Origin of the sequence: Pedobacter paludisoli (assembly GCF_052344095.1) — a bacterium.
Lineage (GTDB): Bacteria > Bacteroidota > Bacteroidia > Sphingobacteriales > Sphingobacteriaceae > Pedobacter.
This window is the reverse complement of the sequence record NZ_CP179926.1, coordinates 1508994-1531433: the sequence shown is the minus strand read 5'-3', so window position 1 is coordinate 1531433 and position 22440 is coordinate 1508994. Positions and strand designations below refer to the sequence as shown.

Below are 22440 nucleotides of genomic sequence, written 5' to 3'. Positions count from 1 at the left end.
ATGAAAACCTTAGTTTGTACTACTCCTGGTCAATTCGATTACGCCCAGGCAGAAAAGCCAGCGTTGAAAGAAGGACAAGCCATTATTAAAATTAAACGAATCGGTATTTGTGGGACCGATTTGCATGCCTATGAAGGAACACAGCCCTTTTTCAATTATCCGCGTATTTTAGGCCATGAACTGGCGGGCGAATTGGTAGAGATTGACGGGGCAAGGGATTTTAAAATCGGCGAGGCCGTAACATTCATTCCGTATTTTAATTGCGGTGAATGTATTGCCTGTAGAATGGAAAAGCCCAATTGTTGTGTCAACATGCAAGTATGTGGAGTGCACGTGGATGGAGGCATGGTTGAATATCTTTCGGTTCCGAGCAGCATGTTGTTGCATGGAGAAGGACTTAGTTACGATGAATTGGCTTTGGTTGAACCCTTAGCCATTGGTGCACACGGTGTACGAAGAGCAGGTGTTGCTCCGGGCGAGTTTGTACTCGTTATTGGGGCAGGTCCAATTGGTTTAGGAACCATGGAGTTTGCCAGAATTGCCGGAGCAAAAGTAATTGCATTGGACATCAACCAAGACCGATTGAATTTTTGTAGAGAAAAGCTAGGAGTGGAGCACACGATTGATGCTTTATCATCGGATGTTAAAGAACAATTAAGCGCTATAACCAATGGCGATTTCCCAACCGTTGTCATTGATGCTACTGGAAATCAAAAGGCAATAAACAATGCTTTTCAATACATGGCACACGGTGCAAGATTTGTGTTAATTGGTTTGCAAAAAGGAGAAATAAGCTTTAGTCACCCTGAATTTCACAAAAGAGAAGCTACTTTAATGAGTAGCCGAAACGCAACTGCCGAAGACTTTGAACACGTAATCTCTTCGATGAAAAAAGGATTGGTTCAACCAGCAACGTACATTACCCACCAAGTAACTTTCGAGGAGGTAAAAGATAATTTTGCGTCTTGGCTCGATCCTAAAAATGGTGTCATTAAAGCTATGGTTTCTATAGAAGACTAATATTTTTGGATAGAAAAGAATTGGTATGTTTTTCCTTCCAGATTTTAGATAACATTAAAAAAGGCGTTTTTTCTTAGAAAAAACGCCTTTTTTGTATCAATTAATGAGGCTTAGTAAGTAGCCGCTAATTTAATTGCTTCGTATGCATTTACGATACCACCACTAACACAAAGATCTGCAAAAGGAACTGAAACACTTTTCGCATTTCTACCTTCACCATCTTTATAACTTACATTGTGGTTTACCTTTGTTACAGATTTCATGATGATTTCTTTCACTTGGTTCGCGGTTAATTTAGGGAAATAAGAACGAATTAATCCAGCTAAACCAGCTACCACAGGAGCAGCCATACTTGTACCGTCTAATTCCTCGTATTTTGAACCCGGAACTGTTGAATAAATACGAACACCTGGTGCAAAAACATCTACTTGCGTTTTACCATAGTTAGAGAAACTAGCTTTCAAGGTTTCGTCATCTTTCGGGCCAGAAGCACCTACCGTAATCCATGAGCTAGCCACGCCTCCGTCTGCATATTTTTGCGTCGGGAAGTTGTTTTCAATTTCTAAGTTTTTGTTTTCGTTACCAGCCGCGTGAACCAATAAAACGTCTTTTGAAACCGCATATTTCACGGCAGCATCAACCGCAGCTTTGTCTTCAGCGTATGCTTTTCCAAAGCTCATGTTAATTACTTTAGCACCGTTGTTTACAGCATAAATAATTCCGTTTGCAACGTCTTTATCACGCTCATCACCATTTGGAGTACAACGAACACCCATAATTACCACATTATCGGCAACACCTTTAATACCCAATTGATTGGTTCTATCGGCCGCAATAATACCGGCAACGTGTGAACCGTGTCTTGCATCAGGACCAGCAATATCGTTATTGCCATAAAATTTCTCCTTGCTGTTTGCAGGGTTATCGCCAACAATATCGCGTGGATTAAAATCAAGGTTCAAGTTGTAATTTACTTGCTCTTCAAAGTGTTCTACAGCAGGCGTTATCTGACCTTCGTAAAACTCTTTATAGGTCATTTCCTTTAGAACATTTTCCAACGTTTGTTTAATTCGGCTTTCCATCTCGTTGGTAGGCGTAAAAGCAGCAACATCTGCCGCTGTTGGGTTGTCTTTACCCATTTTTTTAGTAACGCCATCAAGTGCATTTTTAAAACCACCGTAACTTGCTAAGCTTGTTTTTGCTTTGCTATATTGTTGATCAAAATCGGCTTTTGCTTTTTTGTATAGTTCGTAATCAGCTTTGTCTTTTTCTGCAACATTCGATTCGGTTGTGTTGGCAAAACGAACATTTCCTTTACGTACAATACGCGTTACTTCTAAGGTTTCCTGATTGATAGAACCTTTTGGTTCACCAATAAAATTCCATCCATTGATGTCGTCGATATATCCGTTTTTATCGTCATCCTTACCATTTCCGGCCTTTTCTTTCGCATTCACCCACATGATGCGTTTTAAATCTTCGTGTGTTCCTTCAACACCACCATCATTAACGGCCACAATTACGCGTGTTGATTTTCTGCCTTTTAACAGTTCTTGGTACGCTTTTTCTGTGCTAATACCAAAAAGTGTATCGGTTTTTAAATCCATATTTTGCCAGTTCGGTTTTTGCGCATTGGCAAAAAAAGGAACTGCAGTAACGACTGCAATACCTAGCAGATTTTTTAAAAAATTGTTGTTATTCATTTGTTGTTATTTTATACTAAAAAACGGCGAAATATACTTTTAATTTTCTTAAAATTCATTTCTAATCATAAAAATGGTGTTAAAATCACATTTTAAATGTACTAAACGAAGAGTAGCGCATTTAAATCCTTTAAAGGCAAAAGCGGAAAGATAGCTGTTTATCTTTCCGCCTTTGGTTTTAAGCTAGCATCAACTAAATTTAGTTTCGCATATTAATGTATTGCAAAGGTTGACCGAAATCTTCTGTGCGACAAAGGCTGATTACGGCTTGTAGATCGTCTATTTTCTTCGCGGTAACACGCACTTGATCGTCCATAATAGCAGGTTGTACTTTTAACCCGCTTGCCTTTATTTTAGCAACCACTTTTTTAGCAGCTTCTTTATCTAAACCTTCTTTAATGGTGATTTCCTTTCGGATCATATTGCCCGATGCAGTATGTTCGTCACCAAAATCCAAACTTTTTGGGTCTAAATTTTGTTTCATCATTCTAGAGATGATCGAACCTTCGATAGCCTTTAGGCGCATGTCATCTTCGGTAACAATGGTGATAACGTTCGTTTTTTTATCTAAATCGATGGTGCTTTTAGAGTTGTTAAAATCATAGCGATTGAGGATTTCTTTCTTAGCGTTATTGATTGCATTATCAAGTGTTTGCGCATCAACCTTGCTGACTATATCAAATGAAGGCATGTGTTCCGTTTTTAGTTTAAAATCAGTAGATTTAATAATAAATTAATCTTACCCACAAAAAAACAAAAAATAATATGAAAACCACGAAAATCGATTCTCAAAAAAAAGTAACCAAAAAACAGGCGAAGAAACAATTGGAACAATCGCTTACCGATAAGTTTTTAGATGTTGTTAAAAGTTTAGGCCACGATGTGTCAGAAATCAGTTCGGAAGTGGGGAAAACCAGTAAACGTTTAGCCAAAAAATTAAGTAAGAAATTTACAGTAATTAAAGCTGAGGTAGGAAATAAAATTGATGAATTGGTGCATTCAAATAAAGAAAAAGCTAAAAAGGAACCTAAAGCTAAACCAATTGTCAAAGCTATCAGTAAAGCAGAACGATCTGCAGAAAAAGTAGTTAAAAAAGCAGTTTCTAAAGCAAAACCTGCTATTTCAAGCGTTAAGGTAGGTGCGGTTGCTACGGAAGAAAAAGTGGAAAAAGTGCTGGCAACTGCTGCAAAAAAAGTGAACGAAACAGCACAAACAGTAACCGCAAAGGCAAAACCGATTGCTAGAAAGGCAAAAGAGGCAATAGTTGCGGCAGAAAAAAGTGTAGAAAAGGCGGTAACAAAAACAGCAACCAAAGCAAAACCCGTAGCAGAAGCCATTAAAGAGGATGCAAAAGTTGTAGAGAAAAAAGTTGTAGCGGCTGCCAATAAAGCGGGTACCATGGCTAAAACCACCGTTGCGAAAGCCAAACCTGCAGTAAAAGCGGTTGAAAAGAAAGTAGTAACTGCAACTGAAAAGGCAGAAACCGCAATTAAAAAAACAGTAGCTAAAAAAACAACGCCCACCACAACCACTAAGAAAACGACTAAGTAAGGTTACTGTATATGAATTTTTAATGTTAACACCTCTTTAAATTAACATTAAATTAACAATATAATTGCAGTTTTGAACATCGCTCGTGGCAGCGATTTTACTCTCTTAGATGACAAAGAAGAAGACACCATTTTTAAATCGCGAAATCAGTTGGTTATATTTTAATGATCGGGTGTTACAGGAGGCTGCTGACGAAACTGTTCCTTTAATTGAACGGATTAAGTTCTTGTCTATTTTTTCATCTAATTTAGAAGAGTTTTACCGGGTTAGGGTTGCAACCATGACCCGCCTTTCTAATTTGAACGAAAAAGCAAAAGCGCTTTTGGGCTTTAATCCGAAGAAGATTCTAAATGAGATTAAAAATATTGTTGTTAAACAAGAACGTAAGTTTGAACAATTGTTTCAGGCAACTTTAATCAATGAGTTAGCGCAAAACAGAATATTTATCTTAAACGAAACCCAGTTAAATGTAAGCAGGGGAGCTTTCGTAAAGAATCACTTTCGCGATAAGATTTTATCCAATCTGGTGCCTATAATGCTCGATTTGGATAAACCTTTCCCAGAATTAAAAGACCGCTTCTTGTATTTCTTCGTTAAATTATCCCGCCAGGACAATAAGATAAAAGAGAAATTTGCTCTCATTGAAATACCACCAACTTTACCTCGGTTTTTGGTTTTACCCGAAACCAACGACCTTAAATTTATCATCATGTTGGATGATATTATTCGGTATTGTTTGCACGATATTTTCTACATTTTTACCTACGACACCATTGAAGCTTATTCGATTCAACTTACACGCGATGCGGAATTGGATATTGATAAAAGAATAAGCGATAAGTTTGTAGAGGATCTTAAAGCAAGTTTGGCAAAACGTAGTAAGGGAAAACCCATGCGTTTGCTATACGATTCGGCCATTCCATTAAATGTATTGTCGGTGTTGATTAACAAGCTCAAATTAGAGGCAGAAGGATTAATTCCTGGAAATCGCTACCATAAATTCGGCGATTTTATTGCATTCCCGAATGTAGGCAGCCCAGAACTTGAATATGCACCGAATGTACCGTTAAAAGTGCATCATCTCCACCGTACACAGAGCGTATTTGCCAAAATTGCCCGACAGGATTTTTTGGTTAATTTGCCGTATCAATCGTACGATTATATTATTTTGTTTCTGCGCGAAGCAGCTATTGATCCGAAAGTAACTGAAATTCAGATCACTTTATACCGGTTGGCCGAAAATTCGAAAGTGATTAATGCGCTAATTAATGCTGCGAAAAACGGAAAAGAGGTGTTTGTATTGGTTGAGCTAAAAGCTCGTTTTGATGAGCAAGCGAATATTTATTGGACTTCTCGACTCATGGAAGAGGGTGTTAAAGTAAATTATGGTTTAACGGATTATAAAGTGCATTCTAAAATTTGTCTTGTTAAACGCATTGAGCGGAATAAGCCCGTTTATTATGCGAATTTGGCCACGGGTAATTTTAACGAGAAAACGGCCAATTTATATTGCGATCATAGCATTTTTACCGCCAAAAAGGAAATTACAAACGATTTGGTAAAGCTTTTTGATGCATTGAATAAACGAACGGTAGTTAAAGGTTTTAGACATTTAATTGTTTCACCTTTAGAAAGTCGATCGAAATTTGTGAGTTTTATTAACCGAGAAATCCGCAATGCTAAACAAGGAAAAGCAGGTTATATTATGCTCAAAGTAAATAGTTTGGCTGATGAGGGGATTATCAATAAGTTATACGAGGCCAGTAATGCTGGAGTAAAGATTCAGCTTATTGTACGTGGTATTTGTTGTTTAGTACCCGGAGTAAAAGGCTTTAGTGAAAATATTACAGCCATCAGCATTATCGATAAATTTTTAGAACACGCAAGAGTTTTTATTTTTGGCAACAATGGTAAAAACGATATGTATTTATCTTCGGCCGATTTAATGACCCGTAATTTGGATCATCGGGTTGAAGTTGGATTCCCGGTATTGGATGTGGATGTAAAACAAGAAATTCAAGATATTATTGATATTCAATTACAAGATAATACCAAAGCAAGACAAATAAACGCTCAAAATAATAATAAATATTTAAAAAATAGACTTCAAAAAAAGGTACGAGCACAAGTAGATATCTACAATTACCTCAGATCGAAGCAATAATAGTATGTTACGATACGCAGCCATAGACGTTGGATCAAATGCCGTTCGCTTACTAATAGCCGATATTAGCAAGCAGGATGGAAAATATAAGTATAAAAAAAATACACTTATTCGTGTACCCTTACGCCTGGGCGACGATGCCTTTTTAGATAAGCGTATTTCGGTTAGAAAAGCAGATGATTTGATGAAAACCATGGCTGCTTTTAAAAATTTAATGGATGTGTATCATGTGACTAACTATTTAGCTTGTGCAACTTCTGCTATGCGCGAAGCAGATAACGGTGCTGAAATTGTGGCTGAGATAAAAGCACAATGCGATTTAACACTCGAAATTATTGAAGGTCAACGTGAGGCAAATATTATTTATGCCAATCACATAGAAGAAGAATTGGATCAAAATAAAACCTATTTATACATTGATGTGGGCGGTGGTAGTACCGAACTTTCTGTGTTTGTAAAAGGAGACCCAATTGCATCAAAATCGTTCAACATTGGAACTATTCGCATGCTCGATAACCAGGATAAAGAAGAAACCTGGGAAGATATGAAAGAGTGGGTAAAGAAACACACCAAAGATCAAAAAGGGTTAGCGGCCATTGGTACCGGTGGAAATATTAATAAACTATTCCGTATGAGCGATGAAAAGGAAAACGCGCCACTTTCCTTGCAAAAGCTTAATAATTTGTACAATAAGTTAAGTGGTTGCTCTTTAAAAGAACGCATTAACGATTTAGGCCTAAATCCAGATCGTGCCGATGTGATTATCCCAGCTGCAGAAATTTTCTTAACGCTGATGAAATGGAGCGGAATTAAACAGATTTATGTGCCCAAAGTTGGAATGGCCGACGGTATCATTAAACTGCTAATCGAAGAGAATTTAGTTTAATCTAACGAAAAATCCCCAGAATTTTCATGCAAGTTCTGGGGATTTTTTATGTAAAGCGATTTTTGATTACCCAAGAAGGTGTAGCTTATTTTTTGGAGTTTTTTTAGTTGAGTAATTTCGCTGCTGCCTCATCTACAAACCATGTTAACTTACCGTCAACCGGCTGTATTAATTGCGAAGGATAGGTAGCAACATCTTTTTCTTCGTCGTTTAAAACATGTTTAAGTGCTTCTGCTTTATTTTCGCCAAACACAAGAAAGGCAACATTATCTGCATTGTTAATTAAGGGAGCCGTTAAGCTAATGCGATGCGTATTTAGTTTTTCAACAAACACAGAAGCAACGGTTGCTTCTTCGTTTTTAACCAACGTGGTGTGCGGAAAAATAGAAGCGGTGTGTGCATCATCACCCATACCCAATAAAATAAGGTCGAAAACAATTTCTTTTCCTTTAAAGTGCGTATCCAAAGCTGCTTTGTAGGCTTTAGCGGCCTCTTCTGGGATTAAAGTGGTATCGATGTAAAAGATATGATCTTCTGCCGTTTCCAATAAATCGAAAAAAGACTTTTTTGCCATTAAGCCATTGTAGTTATCATCGGTAGCTGGCACATTGCGTTCATCGCCAAAAAAGAAATATACTTTTTCCCAATCTATACGGTGCTTGCATTCGGTTGCTAAATACGTGTATAAAGCTTTAGGTGAATTTCCTCCGGTTAGTACAAAATTGAATCGGTCATTTTCTTCAATGGCCATTTCAGCAATTTTGATGATGTAGTCAGCCAAATCGCTGGTTAGTTCTTCCGTGGTTTTGTAAATGAGTAAATTCATAATGGGTATATGTTAATAAACCTTGCAGGTTTTTTTTACTGCAAGGTTTTGATTCATGTTTTCTATCTAATTTGTTAACTAGTCTTTATTTTTTAAAGGCAAGTTAAACCAATGATGACCGTCTTTGGCAATAAGTGCTTCGGCTTCCTCTGGCCCCCAGCTATCGGCTGGATAATTTGGGAAGTTGAGTGATTTTTTGCCTTCCCAAGTGTTTAAAATCGGCATAACCAATTCCCAAGCAGCTTCAACTTGATCTCCACGCATGAACAGTGTTTGATCGCCCATCATGGCATCTAATAAAAGTGTTTCGTAGGCTTCAGGCGAATCGTTTTCGTATGTGCCTTTGTAATCGAAAACCATATCTACCGGATTCAATACCATATCCAATCCTGGGCGTTTTGCTTGTACTTGCAAGCGAATACTCATTTCAGGTTGTATGCTGATTACCAGTCTGTTTCGTTGCCAGTTTTCGGTTATGCTTGATGAAAATATTTGATGTGGTACATCTTTAAACTGAATGGTAATTAACGAAGAAGTTTGGTTTAAACGCTTTCCGGTACGTACATAAAACGGAATTCCTTGCCATCTCCAGTTATCGATGTAAAATTTGGCAGCAGCAAATGTTTCGGTATTGGAATTTTTATCCACACCTTTTTCTTGGCGGTATCCAGGTACTTCTTCTCCTTTAACCCAACCTTTGCTGTATTGTCCGCGTACGGTATTGAATCGGATATCTTCTGGCGAAAATGGACGAACAGCTTTCAGAACTTCCACTTTGCGATTTCTAATTTCGGTAGCTTCAAAATTAATTGGCGCTTCCATACCCACTAAACAAAGCAACTGCAATAAGTGATTTTGAATCATATCACGCATCGCTCCTGCGCCTTCGTAATAACCGCCACGATCTTGAACGCCCAATTGTTCAGTTACTGAAATTTGAACATGTTCGATGTAATCGCGGTTCCATAGAGGTTCAAACAATGCATTGGCAAAACGGAAAGCCATCATGTTTTGAACCGTTTCTTTTCCCAAATAATGATCGATACGGTAAATTTGTTTTTCAGTAAAAATCGTACCCAATAAAGCATTCAGTTCTTTTGCCGATTCTAAATCATTTCCAAAAGGCTTTTCGATAACAATTCTGCTGTTATCTTCGTCTTCCGTTAACTTATATTTTTTTAAACTCTCGGCAATGATTGGGAAAAAGTTAGGTGCAACGGCTAGGTAATAAATTACTTGCGTGTCTTTTCCGTATTCTTTTTGGTATTTATCAACTGCAGCTTTTAAGTTTTCAAACGTTTTGGGTTGCGCAAAATCTGTTGGGCAGTAATGAATGGTATTGCCAAAGCTGTCCCATTTTTCTTTCACTTTTCCCGTACGTGAGAATTCGCAAACAGCATCTTCTAATGCATCTTTATAACTTTGGTCGGTGTATTCCGTTCTTCCAGTTCCTATAACCGCAAATTTATCGGGCATGTAGCCCTCAATAAATAAGTTATAAAGAGCAGGCGCTAATTTTCTTTTATTTAAATCACCAGTCCCTCCAAAAATTACAAATATGGTAGGGTTTAAGTCGATTTTCTTTTTCATCACTATAATTTTTTTCAATGTGTTGAAGCGATCAGATGGATTCAATTTTTCTTTGAAAACCTGATAATTTCAATGGATTGCGATATGGGATTCTATTTTTTGAGCTTATTTATTCCAGTTTGCGTGAAATGTACCTTCTTTATCAATACGTTCAAACGTATGTGCACCAAAGAAATCTCTCTGTGCTTGAATTAAATTTGAAGGCATTCTTCCAGTGGTAATTGTGTCGAAATACGTTAGAGTAGAAGTAAATGCTGGAATACCTACACCTGCGCTTAAACAAGCTGCAATGGTTTTACGTGTTCCGGCTAATGCGCCTTTTAAAATATTTTGAATGCCTGCATCGCCAAATAAATGCTCCAATGCATGGTTTTTATCGTATGCTTGATAAATATCTTCTAAGAATTTAGCACGGATAATACATCCACCTCGCCAAATTTTTGCAATTTCTTGCAATTCTAATCCGTAATCGTACTCTTTTGAAGCCTGAACCAATAAATGTAAGCCCTGTGCATAGGCACTAATCATGGCAAAATAGAATGCATCTTCCAGTTCTTCAATGCTTACATCAATTTTACCTTCTTTTTTGCCAAAAGCATTTTCCAAAGATACGCGTAAGGCTTTGAATTTTGAAAGATCGCGGTTTGAAACGGCTTCGTTAATACTTGGAACAGGTAGCTGCAATTCCATCGAAACTTCAGAAGTCCATTTTCCAGTGCCTTTTGAGCGCGCTTCATCTTTAATTACATCCACTAAATCCTGATCGGTTTCCGTATCTTTTACGAGGAAGATATCTGCTGTTATTTCCATCAAGAACGACTGCAATTTACCTTGGTTCCATTTGTTTAGTACTTGGTAAATTTGTTCGTTTGTGTAGCCTAAACCATTTTTTAGAATACCATATACTTCTGCAAGAAGCTGCATAATAGCATATTCAATGCCGTTGTGCACCATTTTTACAAAGTGACCAGCAGCACCTCTACCAATATAGGTAACGCAAGGTACACCGTCAACTTTCGCGGCAATGGCATCAAACACATCTTTTACAACATTATAGGCTTGCTTATCGCCTCCAGGCATCATACTTGGACCAAAACGAGCGCCTTCTTCGCCACCTGAAATACCCATTCCAAAGAAATGTAGGCCGTCTTTTTCCAATTCTTTTACGCGACGGTTGGTATCGGTGTAGTGCGAATTTCCGCTATCGATAATTAAATCGCCTTTGCTTAAAAGTGGTTTTAATTCGGCAATAACGCTATCTACAATTGGACCCGCCGGAACCAATACAACTAAGGTACGCGGTGTTGCAATGCTGTTAATAAAACTTTCAATATCTGTAAAGCCTTCTAATTGATGGTTTTTTCCTTCTTCTTCAAGTTTCGTGATCATTTTCGGATCTTTATCGTAACCTGTTACAGAAAAACCTTTGTCAGCCATGTTTAACAATAAGTTTCGGCCCATGGTGCCTAAACCAATCATTCCCAATTTGTACTTTTTTAAGTCGCTATTTGCCATTTTCAATTTTTTCTTGTGCGCTCAAAATTAGGATTTACAAATTAATATTAAAGCGATTGTCACTAAAAAATATAATTTCGCAACATAATTACATAATTGTGAGATATGTCAAGTTTTTTATGATAAAAATTATTAAAATGATAATTATTTTTCGGGTTTTATGGTAAAAACATGGTATTTATCAGATAATTTCCAAAGTTTTGCACCACCTTTTATACCATCTCGGTTATTTGTTACCTTAATATTGTCTTCTAATTTAAATGTGATGTGTTTTGAATTGCCTCCTCCTATATATAAGGTATCGTAATTAAAAACGGTTTTATAGATTTCAATAACTTTTTTTAGTCGTTTGTTCCAATGTTCTAGTCCAACTTTTTCATAAGCCTTACTGCCTAAATAATCATCGTAATCTTCTTCCTTATTGATGGGGAAATGTGCTAATTCTAAATGTGGCAGGAGTTCGCCATCGTAGAGTAGCGCCGTTCCGAACCCGGTTCCCACGGTAAAAACTACTTCAAAACCTTTTCCTTGTGCCACACCCAAGCCTTGTTGATCGGCATCGTTTACCAATCGAACCAGTTTATTGAATTTATTGGCAATTTGTTGTGCTAAATCTACGTCCTCCCATTTGTTTTTAGCAAGATTAGGCGCGGTTTTAATAACGCCGTTTTTCACATAACCCGGAAAACCCACAGAAATGCGGTTGTAGCTGTTTTCGATCGGCGTGATTAATTTTTCAATGTGCTCTAGAATTTCTTTTGGCGTAGCTTGATGAGGCGTTTTAATTTTTTGATACTCGGAAAGGGTATTGCCCTCTTCATCCAATAAGATCGTCTTAATGCTGGTTCCGCCAATATCTATTGAGAGGATGTTCGTTTGCTGTTTTTTTTCCGGTGTAGCCATGGTTGATGTTTAAGTTTCTGTCTACAAAATAGTTAAAATAGCAGTATTTATCTAAAAAGATTAATTTTTTAACAGGCAGTTTTTGTTTTTTGAATTGAAACGGGAAAATATTCACGGGATTTCTATCCTGCATAGCAATGGTATTAATACATTGGTAACTTAAAGGCAAAGTATTCTTAATGATATCCTAACATAAGGCGGATAATTTTGCTAATACATGAAAGAAGAATATTTAAATAAAAGTGATGATGCATTGGTAATTTTATTATTGAACGATGATAGCCTTGCCCTTGAAACATTATTTAACAGGTACTATTCTTCCTTGTGTAAGTTTACGTCTATTTACTTAAAGGATTACAACAAAGCTGAAGAGCTTATTGCCGATTTGTTTATGAAAATTTGGGATAGACGCAAAAATCTTCAAATTACATCCATTAAGAAATATCTTTTTACAGCCGCTAAAAATTTATCGCTAAATGAGATTCAAAAGGTAAAGCTTTCGCACTCGAGTTTGGGCGACGATGAGGAAAGTTTAAATTATCCCGATACCTATTTAAATCCACATGATTTAATGGCCAGTCGTGAGTCGTATAGCAAAGTTATAGGCTTGATTAATCGGCTACCTGATCGACAAAAAGAGGTACTTTTAATGAGCCGGATAGATTCATTAGAAAAACACATTATTGCCGAATTGTTGGGTATTTCGGTGCGTACCGTTGAAACACTTTTATACCAGGCTGTCAAAAATTTGAAAGCATTGGCTATTGATCGTTCCACTATTTAGGTAGCAATTTCCTGCATTTTTTACATTTTTGAGTGCATGGGTGTTGTTTACATTTTGTTAATATTAACTTAATGATTTTCGCTACGTATTCTTTCCATTTATTCTGTCTTAACCATAGAACAGCAATATTAGATGGATCAACACTACTACAAATTAATAGAAGATTATAGCAAGAAAACAATCAGCAGTGAAGATCTGACCAGTCTACTTCATTGGGTAGATAGCAGCGCGGAGAATCAACAAATATTTAGAGAAACGCTACAAGCTTTCGAATTAGCAGATCAGTTTTTAAATGTACCCCTTAACCAAGCAAAAAGTTGGGCTGCCATTCAACAACAAATAGAGAGTAGTTCAATTCCAAAAAAGGTAGGTCTTAGAAAATTAACGTATAGTCAATATCTCTATATGGCTGCAGCGGTTTTGTTTTTTGCCGTGCTTCCTGTTCTATATATTTTCAAGCAGCAAACCAAGCAAAGTTCTACCGTTGCCTATCATGAAATTTATAATCCCAAAGGGCAAAAAAGATTGGTAACCATGCCTGATGGTTCGGTGGTTTACCTGAATGGTGATAGTAAAATACGATACAATATAAACTTCAATAAAGGTAAAAGAATTGTCTATTTAGAAGGAGAGGCCTTTTTTGATGTTCAGCATCGCCCAAAGCAACCATTTATTGTGTACACCGGCGCGGTAAGTACCACTGTATTGGGAACGTCTTTCAATATCAATGCGTATTCATCCTCAAAAAACATAGCGGTAACCGTACAAACGGGTAAGGTTGGCGTACTGGTAAAACAAAAGGGCAAAGGCAATACGGTTCAATTTCTACTCCCGAATGAACAGCTTACTATTGATAAGCGCAATGGTGAAAGTGTAAAGGAGCATGTAAATGCACTGGATTATCACAGTTGGAGAGAGTATAAGCTTTTTTTCTACAATCAAAATTTAGAACAAATAGCTGAAGTTCTTGAGCGTGAGTATGATATGGAAATCTTAGTCAATAACTCGGCATTAAATGACGTAAAACTAACGGCCAAGTTTGATAAATGTGCTGTCAATCAGGTTATGGAAATTCTTGCCAAATTATCCCACTCTAAATATAAAATCTACCAGAAAAAAGTAATTATTTATTAACGATAAATTAGGAAAATACACATGGTATAAAAGCTACAAAAATTAAAAAAGCTTGAAATGCTGGACACATTTCAAGCATGTAAAAATTGTTTAAACTCATTTGAAAAAGTAAAACTTAGTAAAAATATGAAAATAAATACAAGATGGATGCAAATCATCCATCGGTACGGGTCAAGATTATTGCTTTTTATGCTGGCAGTAATGTTTCAGGCTTATTCCGTTTATGGGCAAACGTCAAAAATGATACTTTTTGAGGCTGATGGAACCACATTAAAAAAGGCCTTTAACGAGGTAGAAAAGCTTAGTGGATATACTATTAATTACAATAACTCGGAATTGAAAGATGATAAAAAAGTATTTGTTGCACGCGGAAATCGTAGTGTTGATGAAACTTTAAAGCTGATTTTAAAAGATTCGCCTTTTAGTTATAAAGTGAATGGCAATGGTGTCATTTTAATTGTGAAGAAAAACAACAACACGGGCGTAATAACAGGAAAAGTGGTTGATGAAAGTCAGCAAGGCCTGCCTGCTGCAACCATAAAAATAGTAGCGTTAAAGCGTACTGTTCAAGCAGATAACGATGGGAATTTTTCTATAGCTGTGGCTCCAGGAACGTATACTGTTGAAGCAAGTTATATTGCTTATAAAACCATCAGCATACAACAAGTGAAAGTGGAACTTAATGGTATCACTAAATTAGGGACAGTTTTGCTAAAATCGAGCGACAATTCATTAGATGAGGTTGTGGTTACGGCTTTGGGTATCAAACGTGAGGAAAGAGCGTTAGGATATGCCAATACGACGGTAAAAGGCGAAGAATTAACCAACGCTATTTCTGGTAACTGGACCGATGCACTTTCGGGCAAGGTTGCGGGTTTAAATTTAGTGCGTTCAGGCGCAGGTCCAACCGGATCTATTAAAGTTATTTTGCGTGGTGAAAGTGATATTAGTGGAAGTAGCGAAGCGTTAATTGTTGTAGATGGTGTTGCCATTAGTAACGGTAGTGGACGTAGAACCGCAAATGCTGGTGAATCTGTTTATGGAACAAGTAGTGATAATATGCCTGCCGATTATGGAAGCGGATTAAATGATATTAACCCAGAAGACATTGAGTCGGTTTCGGTTTTAAAAGGTCCAAGTGCGGCGGCGCTGTATGGTGAACGCGGTAGAAATGGAGCGATTTTAATCACCACTAAATCTGGAAATCCAAAACGTAAAGGTTTGGGTATTACGGTAAATTCTAATGCATCGTTTGAGAGCATGAACCGTTCACCGGATTTACAATATGAATATGGACAAGGTTTGGCTGGGGCCGATTATTATTCGTTCGGTGCTTCGGTTGATGGAGCAAGTACCAGTGGAACCAGTTCTGCGTACGGACCACGTTTTAATGGTCAAATGTTTTATCAATATGATCCGGTAACGCAAAAAGTTGGAGCCGAAAGAACACCTTGGGTTGCTTATGAAAACGGAGTGAACGATTTCTTTGAAACAGGTAGAACATTTACGAACTCAGTAAGTGTAGATGGTGGTACCGATAGAACGACTGCTCGTTTTTCTTTTACCAATGTCGATAATAAGTGGATTACCCCAAACACGGGTTACGGTCGTAATTCAGTGGCTTTATCGGTAAACTCTAAAGTGAATGATAAATTAACCATCTCATCTAAAATTAATTATACAAACAAGTTTAGTGATAACTTACCGGGCGCAGGTTATGGTAATCAATCGCTTATGTATTGGTATATTTTTTGGCAACCAAATGCCGATCCAAATTGGTTGAGAAACTACTGGAAAATTGGCCAAGAAAATAGAGCGATTCAATACCCATACAGTTCATTTCCAGAAAATCCATACGCAATTTCGTATGAATTTTTAAATAAATCAATCCGTAACGGAATGACTGGAAACGTACAGGCATCGTATAATTTTACTAAGGAATTAAGCTTGCAGTTAAGAACTTCACTCGATTTTTCGTATGAGCAACGCGAGCAGGATCGTCCGTATGATGCAGGTACCAAATTACCAAAAGGATCGTATCGTTCGCAGGATATTTATTCGCAAGAAGCAAGTACTGATTTCTTGCTGAGATACAATAAAAAAGTATCGAAAGATTTTCAGATAACGGCAACGGCAGGTGGTAGTATGCTTAAAAATAAATACATCCGCGATGAAATCAGAGCCGATTCATTAATTTATCCAGGTTTATACTCATTCTCGAATGCAGCAGGACCGTTGGTAAGTTTACCACTTAGAAACAAGTATGCAGTAAACAGTTTTTATGGCTTATTATCGTTGGCGTATAAAAATTACTTGTACTTAGATGTTACCGGCAGACAAGATTGGTCGAGTATTTTGGCTACTCCTTCAAGAACCGATAACGTAGGTTTCTTTTATCCATCGGTAAGTACCAGTTTTATCTTATCAGAGGTGGTTAGCTTACCTAAATTTATCAATTACGCTAAATTAAGAGCTTCATTTTCGCAAGTAGGAGGAACAACGAATACACCTTATATTACCTCGTATAGTTATCCTTCAGCTGCTGGAGGTTTGTATACTGGCGGTGCTTTGCAAAATCCAACGGTTTTACCAAATCCAGATTTATTGCCACTAACGACGAGCACGTTTGAGGTTGGTGCCGATGTACATTTATTTAAAAACCGATTAAACTTCGATTTAGCACTTTATTCGGGGAATTCAAAAAACCAAATTTTATACCGTATTCTAGATCGTTCAACAGGGTATAACCAAATGGTAATCAATGCTGGACGTGTAGATAACAGGGGTATTGAGCTTGCCATTAACGGAGCTATTGTTAAAGGAAGAGATTTTAGCTGGAATGCAAATTTTACCTATTCAGCTAATAGAAATGAAATTATTGATATAAATGGCGATAGCTCGGTTGTTTTAAGAACCGGTCCTGTTGCAGGTGGCCAAGTTGTAGCCAAAGTAGGCGGTAGCATGGGTGATTTGTACGGTCGTGGATTTGTACGCTCACCAGATGGACAAATCGTGTACGATGCAACCACAGGAAATGCAAAAATTACCGATGATGTTGTTTATTTAGGGAATACCTCACCAAAATTTAAAACGAGTTTTGGATCAGAATTTAGATACAAACAATTTCGCTTAAACGTATTGTTCGATGCACAAGTTGGAGCGGTAGCACATTCGTTATCAAACTATAAACTAGTAGAACAAGGAAAAACTACAAACACACTTCCAGGTAGATATAATGGTATTATTGGACAAGGTGTGGTTCAAAATCCGGATGGAACATACCGCCCGAACGACGTGATAACATACGATATTGATGCTTATTACAGAGCGCAAATGGGTGCGGATAACGCAGAAGGTAGTACGTTTAGTACCGATTTCTTAAAGTTCAGAGAAGCCCGTTTCGATTACACATTAACACCTAAGTTAACCAAGCGATTGGGATTACAAAAAGCTTCAATTGGTGTGTATGGTCGTGATCTGTTTATTTGGTCGCCATGGCCAATTTTCGATCCTGAGTTTGGTACCCTTTCGGGAACTGACATTGTACAAGGCTTTGAAACAGCTCAATTCCCATCAACCAGAACGCTAGGGGTATCATTAACCGTTGGTTTTTAATTTTTACAACAATGAAAAAGAGAGTATATACATTAATTGGGATAGTAGCCATCAGCATGATGGTGTTGCCAGCGTGCAAGAAAGATTTTACCGAAATAAATACCGATCCAAACAATTCGCCAACATCTACACCGGCGCAATTGTTAGCACCAGCTTTGGTGAATACGGTAACGGCAAATATGATTCGTAATCGAAATTTTAATAACGAGTTGATGCAAGTTACCGTGTCGTTAACCGATGCAGATGCGCAAGTATTTCGTTACGAATATAGAAGAACCTATGCCGATTATTTATGGAATAACTGGTATGTTCAATTGACTAATTTTAAGGATCTCTACACGAAAGCCGGAGAACCTTTAACCGCAAATAAATCGTATCAAGGTATTGCATTAATTTGCCAGGCATGGATATATTCGATGATTACCGATGCCTATGGCGACGCACCTTATTTTGAGTCTAATTTAGCAAAAGAGGGTATTACAGAGCCTAAATTCGATGCGCAGAAAGATATTTATCTCGATTTGTTTAAAAAATTAGAAGAGGCCAATACCTTGTTAAATGGTGGTCCTGCAATCTTGGCATCAAGCGATCCGGTTTATCTAGGAAACATTTCTAAATGGAGAAAATTTGGTAACTCTTTGTATTTGAGAATGTTGTTGCGTTTGTCGGGTAAGGCAGAGGTAGCTGGCATGGCACAAGCTAAGATTAAAGAAATGATTGATACCAAAGCTTCTACCTATCCGAAGATGACCAGCAACGATGATTCTGCTATTTTGAGATGGGTAGGAACCGGACCTTATACCAATCCATATGTGACCAACGTGCGTACACAAGATTTTACCGCACCATCCATCGGTTCTTTTTTTATAGATCACTTAAGAGATTGGCAACACCCTTGTTTGGATATTACTAAATTTGGAAAGGGAGGCGTAAACCGCTGGGGTATTGCACAAGGTTCTAACGGATTTGTAGGCGTACCTAGTGGTTATTCGCCAGGGGCAGGAGTTGTCAAACAAGCCTATTTTTATTCAAGTGCTTCAACCGTAAGCAGTGCCTTGGTTACTAATTTACAAAACGAACCATTAGATGGTTTAATTTTGACCTATGCAGAGCTCAATTTTATCCTTTCAGAGGCTGCATTAAAAGGATATATCACAACAGGTACAGCTGAAACGTATTACAAAACAGGTATTTTAAGTACCATTACTACTTGGTTACCTATTTGGCCAAATGCCACTGCAACCACTACTCCAACAACTCCTGCAACGATTACTGATGTAGCTTTTACCGATTATTTAACCAATGCCGATATTAATTGGTCAACTGTTGGTTCTGTTGAAGATCATATGGAACAAATTCACGTTCAGAAATACTATGCATTGTTTTTAGAAGATTTACAGCAATGGGTAGAGTTTCGCCGTACGGGCCATCCGGTTTTACCAAAAGGTTCAGGTTTGCAAAATGGAGGCGTTATGCCTGCTCGCTTAACCTACCCGGTGTATGTTCAATCAGCAAACCCAACCAATTACAAAGCAGCAGTAGCTGCACAAGGAGGCGATGAGATTTATACACAAGTTTGGTGGCAAAAGCCTTAATAATTTGGTTCAACTTTATCAATTAAATAATATGAAAAGATTTTTAAATCACAGTTTAATTTTGCTTGTAGTCGCTTTATTGGCTGCCTGCGAAAAAACGAAGTATCCTGCAGGTGATATTGGCCCATATATTCCGATGTTGGATTTGCGTAGCTTATACAAAGGAAGCGAACTAACATTGTCTGCCGATAATATGTTTGGTTCAAGTAAAATTAGTGGAGTAGTTGTTTCTGATCACTCAGGAGGAAATATGCCTGCGGGTTATTTAATTCTTCAAGATCGCAAACGCTTATCAAAATTACGTGGTATTACCATTGCTTTAGGTTCTGACGCGGCGAAATACGTACCTGGCGATTCTATCTCAGTAGAAATTAGCGGAGGCATTTTAACCCGTGAAAACGGCGTTCTACAAGTTAAAAATGTGTCACCAGGCAATGTAACTAAATTAGCAAGCGGGCTTGCCATTCCACCAAATCGTGTTCCAAGTAGTTATATCTTGGCCAACCCCGATCAATACGAAAGTACATTGGTAGCCATTGTAAAAGGAGGCTTCGATCCAGTTCCAGCCCCAACAGATACTTTTTCTGGCGATAAAATGGTAAACGATGGTTTTGATAACATTACCTTACACACCGAAAGTGCTGCAGCATTTGCAAGTAACTCGCTTCCTTTTTTGGCTAACTTTTATGGTGTTGTTTTGAGTAAAGCAGGTTCAGATGGAAAATTAGTTCCTGAGGTTCGCTTACGTAAAAAAGAAGATGTTGTGGTGTTAAGCAGTACGGTAAGTATTCCTGCTATGATTATTAGTGGCTGGATAGCGGATCCAAAAGGAACGGATGCCAATAACGAATACATTCAATTTTTAGCTACACGCGATATTGATTTCGCTGTTACGCCTTTTTCGGTTGTAACGACAAACAATGCCGGCGCTTCAACGCCAACCATTAATCCAACAAATGGATGGGCATTAGGTGATTTGCGTACGTATAAGTTTAACTTAACGTCGGGTAAAGCAGCAAAAGGAACATATTTCTATGTTGGTGGAGCAAACAAGCTTATAAATTCGGCGACCGGCGGTGTGAATTCTACCAGTATTGCATCTTCAAACTGGATTCGATCGTTTAATTATTCTACAACAAGTGGAGATGGATTTGGTACTAAAACCACCAATTTGCTTGCAAATAGTGGAAATGCGTATGGGGTAGCCGTTTTTGAGGGTACGAACGTTACAGAGGCGAGCACGCCAATTGATGCTTTATTTGTGGGTACAGGCGGTTTACTGTATGCAGCTGGTCCTCCTGCTGTAGGTTATCGTATTGCGAATAACGATATTTATGATGTGGTAAATCCTATTACCTTAGCTCCGCAACCTTTTTATCGTCAAGGAACCAATACCATTAACTTTTCTTATACAACTCCTTCAGATGCAGGTTTTTATTATAAATTCGGAGGTGTATATAGCGTTACGTTGGGTAAATGGGTAAAAGCAAGAACGCAGACAAATATTCAGCTAACGCTAACGTCAACCTTGGCTGAAATTGAAGGAGTTTACCCGGCGCCAACTCCGGAAAATCCGACTGGCACTCCAGCTACGCAGTTAAAATAAATTGTTAAATTTTACAGGGTTAAGAAAACATAAATCTTAACCCTGTTTTCATAGTGTTAAATATAATCATGAATAGAAGGTCATTTATACAAAAAACAGGATTACTTACCACCACCTTATTTGTAAGTTTAAAATCGTATTCTGCATTTTCGTTATTGGATTCAGATACAAAAATACACGGTACGGTTACAAGCAAAGGAAAAGGCATCGCTCGTGTAGTGGTTTCAGATGGATATAGCGTCGTGGCAACTGATTCGAAAGGAAATTATAGCATTGACGTAAATCCTTTAGCAAAGTTTATCTGGGTAAGTACACCTGCAGGTTACGAATTTACAACCGACACCTATATTGCAAAATACTACGAAAAAGTAGATGCAAAATCATCGCTTAATTTCGAGCTTAAAGCAATGAAAGTGGATGATAACAGACATAACTTTATTATTTGGGCCGATCCACAGGTCAAAAATAAAAAAGATGTTCAACAGATGATGGAAACATCTGTTCCTTCTACGCAAAAAACAATTCGTTCGATGGGGAAAATTCCCGTACACGGTATCTCTGTTGGCGATATTGTGTGGGATAATCATGCGCTTTTTGCGGATTACAACGAGGCAGTTAAGCAAATGGGCATTCCGTTCTTTCAAGCACTTGGAAATCACGATATGGATTACGGTAAAGGGGGGGATGAAACGTCGGATATAACTTTCCAGGAACATTATGGCCCAACCTATTATTCATTTAATCGCGGTAAAGCGCATTATGTGGTGTTAGATGATGTCCGTTATTTGGGCGTGGATAGGAAATACGATGGATATATTTCTAAAAATCAGCTTGATTGGTTGAAAAAAGATTTGGAATATGTTGCTAAGGATGCGCTATTAATTGTGAATCTGCATATTCCAGCCCACAATTCAGTTAAAAACAATGATGAGTTGTATGCCGTTTTAAATGGCTTTACCAATGTGCACATCATGTCAGGACATACGCATTATACCCGTAATGTAATTACCAACGGTATTTTTGAGCACAATCACGGTGCCGTGTGCGGTGCTTGGTGGACAGGACCAGTGTGCGAAGATGGTTCGCCTCGTGGTTATGGTGTATATGAAGTTAATGGTACACAACTTAAATGGTATTATCAAGGAACTGGGTTGGATAGAACCGAGCAAGTTCACATTTATGTGGATGAATTAACCAACCAAAAACGCTTAATTGCAAACGTTTGGAACTGGGATCCAGAATGGAAAGTAGAGTATTTTTTAGACGGAAAAGCAATGGGCGCGATGGAAAATCAAAAGGGTTTTGATCCACAAACAGTTACTTTGTACAAAGGAGATAAATTACCTGCTGGAAGAACTTTCCCAGAGCCTCATTCTACAGAACATTTATTTGTAGCACATTTTGAACCAAGTGTTAAAAAAGTAAAAGTGGTAGTTACCGATCGTTTTGGTGAAAAGTTCGAAATTGAAAAATAAATAAATCACCCTTTTAATTTGCTAAAAAAGAGAAAAGTATAAGAAACCTTGCCTAGGTTTCTTATATTTAAAC

At 37.7% G+C, this 22440-nt stretch carries 16 protein-coding genes; 10 read left to right on the top strand and 6 right to left on the bottom strand.

Annotated features, from left to right (window positions below; all coding sequences use genetic code 11):
* Complete coding sequence (locus tag ACJVDK_RS06055) at positions 1-1020, top strand: zinc-binding alcohol dehydrogenase family protein (protein WP_443939387.1); 1020 nt, start codon at positions 1-3, stop codon at positions 1018-1020.
* Positions 1021-1130: 110 nt separating this feature from the next.
* On the opposite strand, the gene ACJVDK_RS06050 is transcribed toward ACJVDK_RS06055, so the two are convergent.
* Both ACJVDK_RS06050 and ACJVDK_RS06045 read right to left on the bottom strand, forming a co-directional pair.
* Positions 1131-2723 carry a S8 family peptidase gene (locus ACJVDK_RS06050; RefSeq protein WP_443939386.1) on the bottom strand — a complete coding sequence of 531 codons (1593 nt, stop codon included), beginning with the start codon at positions 2721-2723 and terminating at the stop codon, positions 1131-1133.
* Positions 2724-2922: 199 nt separating this feature from the next.
* On the bottom strand, positions 2923-3414 hold the full coding sequence (locus ACJVDK_RS06045; RefSeq protein ID WP_443939385.1) for a YajQ family cyclic di-GMP-binding protein: 492 nt from the start codon (positions 3412-3414) through the stop codon (positions 2923-2925).
* A gap of 74 nt (positions 3415-3488) precedes the next feature.
* Between ACJVDK_RS06045 and ACJVDK_RS06040 the strand changes: the two genes are divergently transcribed.
* The 3 genes from ACJVDK_RS06040 to ACJVDK_RS06030 all read left to right on the top strand — a co-directional run bounded on the left by ACJVDK_RS06040 (position 3489) and on the right by ACJVDK_RS06030 (position 7324).
* Positions 3489-4274, top strand: a complete 786-nt coding sequence (locus tag ACJVDK_RS06040; protein WP_443939384.1) for a hypothetical protein — start codon at positions 3489-3491, stop codon at positions 4272-4274.
* A gap of 109 nt (positions 4275-4383) precedes the next feature.
* On the top strand, positions 4384-6438 hold the full coding sequence (ppk1, locus tag ACJVDK_RS06035) for a polyphosphate kinase 1 (protein ID WP_443939383.1): 2055 nt from the start codon (positions 4384-4386) through the stop codon (positions 6436-6438).
* Between the two features lie 4 nt (positions 6439-6442).
* On the top strand, positions 6443-7324 hold the full coding sequence (locus tag ACJVDK_RS06030; protein WP_443939382.1) for a Ppx/GppA phosphatase family protein: 882 nt from the start codon (positions 6443-6445) through the stop codon (positions 7322-7324).
* A 103-nt stretch (positions 7325-7427) separates the two neighbouring features.
* Here the strand turns inward: ACJVDK_RS06030 and pgl are convergent, their stop codons facing one another.
* The 4 genes from pgl to ACJVDK_RS06010 form a co-directional block, all read right to left on the bottom strand.
* Entirely contained in the window at positions 7428-8150 is a 723-nt protein-coding gene (gene pgl / locus ACJVDK_RS06025) for a 6-phosphogluconolactonase (protein ID WP_443939381.1), read from the bottom strand.
* A 78-nt stretch (positions 8151-8228) separates the two neighbouring features.
* A complete protein-coding gene (gene zwf / locus ACJVDK_RS06020) occupies positions 8229-9740 on the bottom strand; it encodes a glucose-6-phosphate dehydrogenase (RefSeq protein WP_443939380.1) in 1512 nt (503 codons plus the stop codon).
* 105 nt (positions 9741-9845) lie between these two features.
* The gene (gene gndA, locus ACJVDK_RS06015) at positions 9846-11255 is read right to left on the bottom strand and encodes an NADP-dependent phosphogluconate dehydrogenase (protein WP_443939379.1); all 1410 of its coding nucleotides are present in this window, start codon (positions 11253-11255) and stop codon (positions 9846-9848) included.
* Positions 11256-11399: 144 nt separating this feature from the next.
* A complete protein-coding gene (locus ACJVDK_RS06010) occupies positions 11400-12158 on the bottom strand; it encodes an ROK family protein (RefSeq protein ID WP_443939378.1) in 759 nt (252 codons plus the stop codon).
* Positions 12159-12375: 217 nt separating this feature from the next.
* Between ACJVDK_RS06010 and ACJVDK_RS06005 the strand changes: the two genes are divergently transcribed.
* From ACJVDK_RS06005 to ACJVDK_RS05980, 6 genes are all read left to right on the top strand, one after another.
* Complete coding sequence (locus tag ACJVDK_RS06005; protein ID WP_443939377.1) at positions 12376-12942, top strand: RNA polymerase sigma factor; 567 nt, start codon at positions 12376-12378, stop codon at positions 12940-12942.
* Between the two features lie 132 nt (positions 12943-13074).
* Complete coding sequence (locus tag ACJVDK_RS06000) at positions 13075-14076, top strand: FecR family protein (RefSeq protein WP_443939376.1); 1002 nt, start codon at positions 13075-13077, stop codon at positions 14074-14076.
* 126 nt (positions 14077-14202) lie between these two features.
* A complete protein-coding gene (locus ACJVDK_RS05995) occupies positions 14203-17691 on the top strand; it encodes a SusC/RagA family TonB-linked outer membrane protein (protein WP_443939375.1) in 3489 nt (1162 codons plus the stop codon).
* Positions 17692-17702: 11 nt separating this feature from the next.
* Positions 17703-19286 carry a SusD/RagB family nutrient-binding outer membrane lipoprotein gene (locus ACJVDK_RS05990; RefSeq protein ID WP_443939374.1) on the top strand — a complete coding sequence of 528 codons (1584 nt, stop codon included), beginning with the start codon at positions 17703-17705 and terminating at the stop codon, positions 19284-19286.
* Between the two features lie 31 nt (positions 19287-19317).
* The gene (locus tag ACJVDK_RS05985; RefSeq protein WP_443939373.1) at positions 19318-20892 is read left to right on the top strand and encodes a DUF5689 domain-containing protein; all 1575 of its coding nucleotides are present in this window, start codon (positions 19318-19320) and stop codon (positions 20890-20892) included.
* Between the two features lie 68 nt (positions 20893-20960).
* Positions 20961-22367 (top strand): calcineurin-like phosphoesterase C-terminal domain-containing protein, encoded by a 1407-nt coding sequence (locus ACJVDK_RS05980; protein ID WP_443939372.1) that lies wholly within the window; start codon positions 20961-20963, stop codon positions 22365-22367.
* Positions 22368-22440 lie beyond the last annotated feature (73 nt).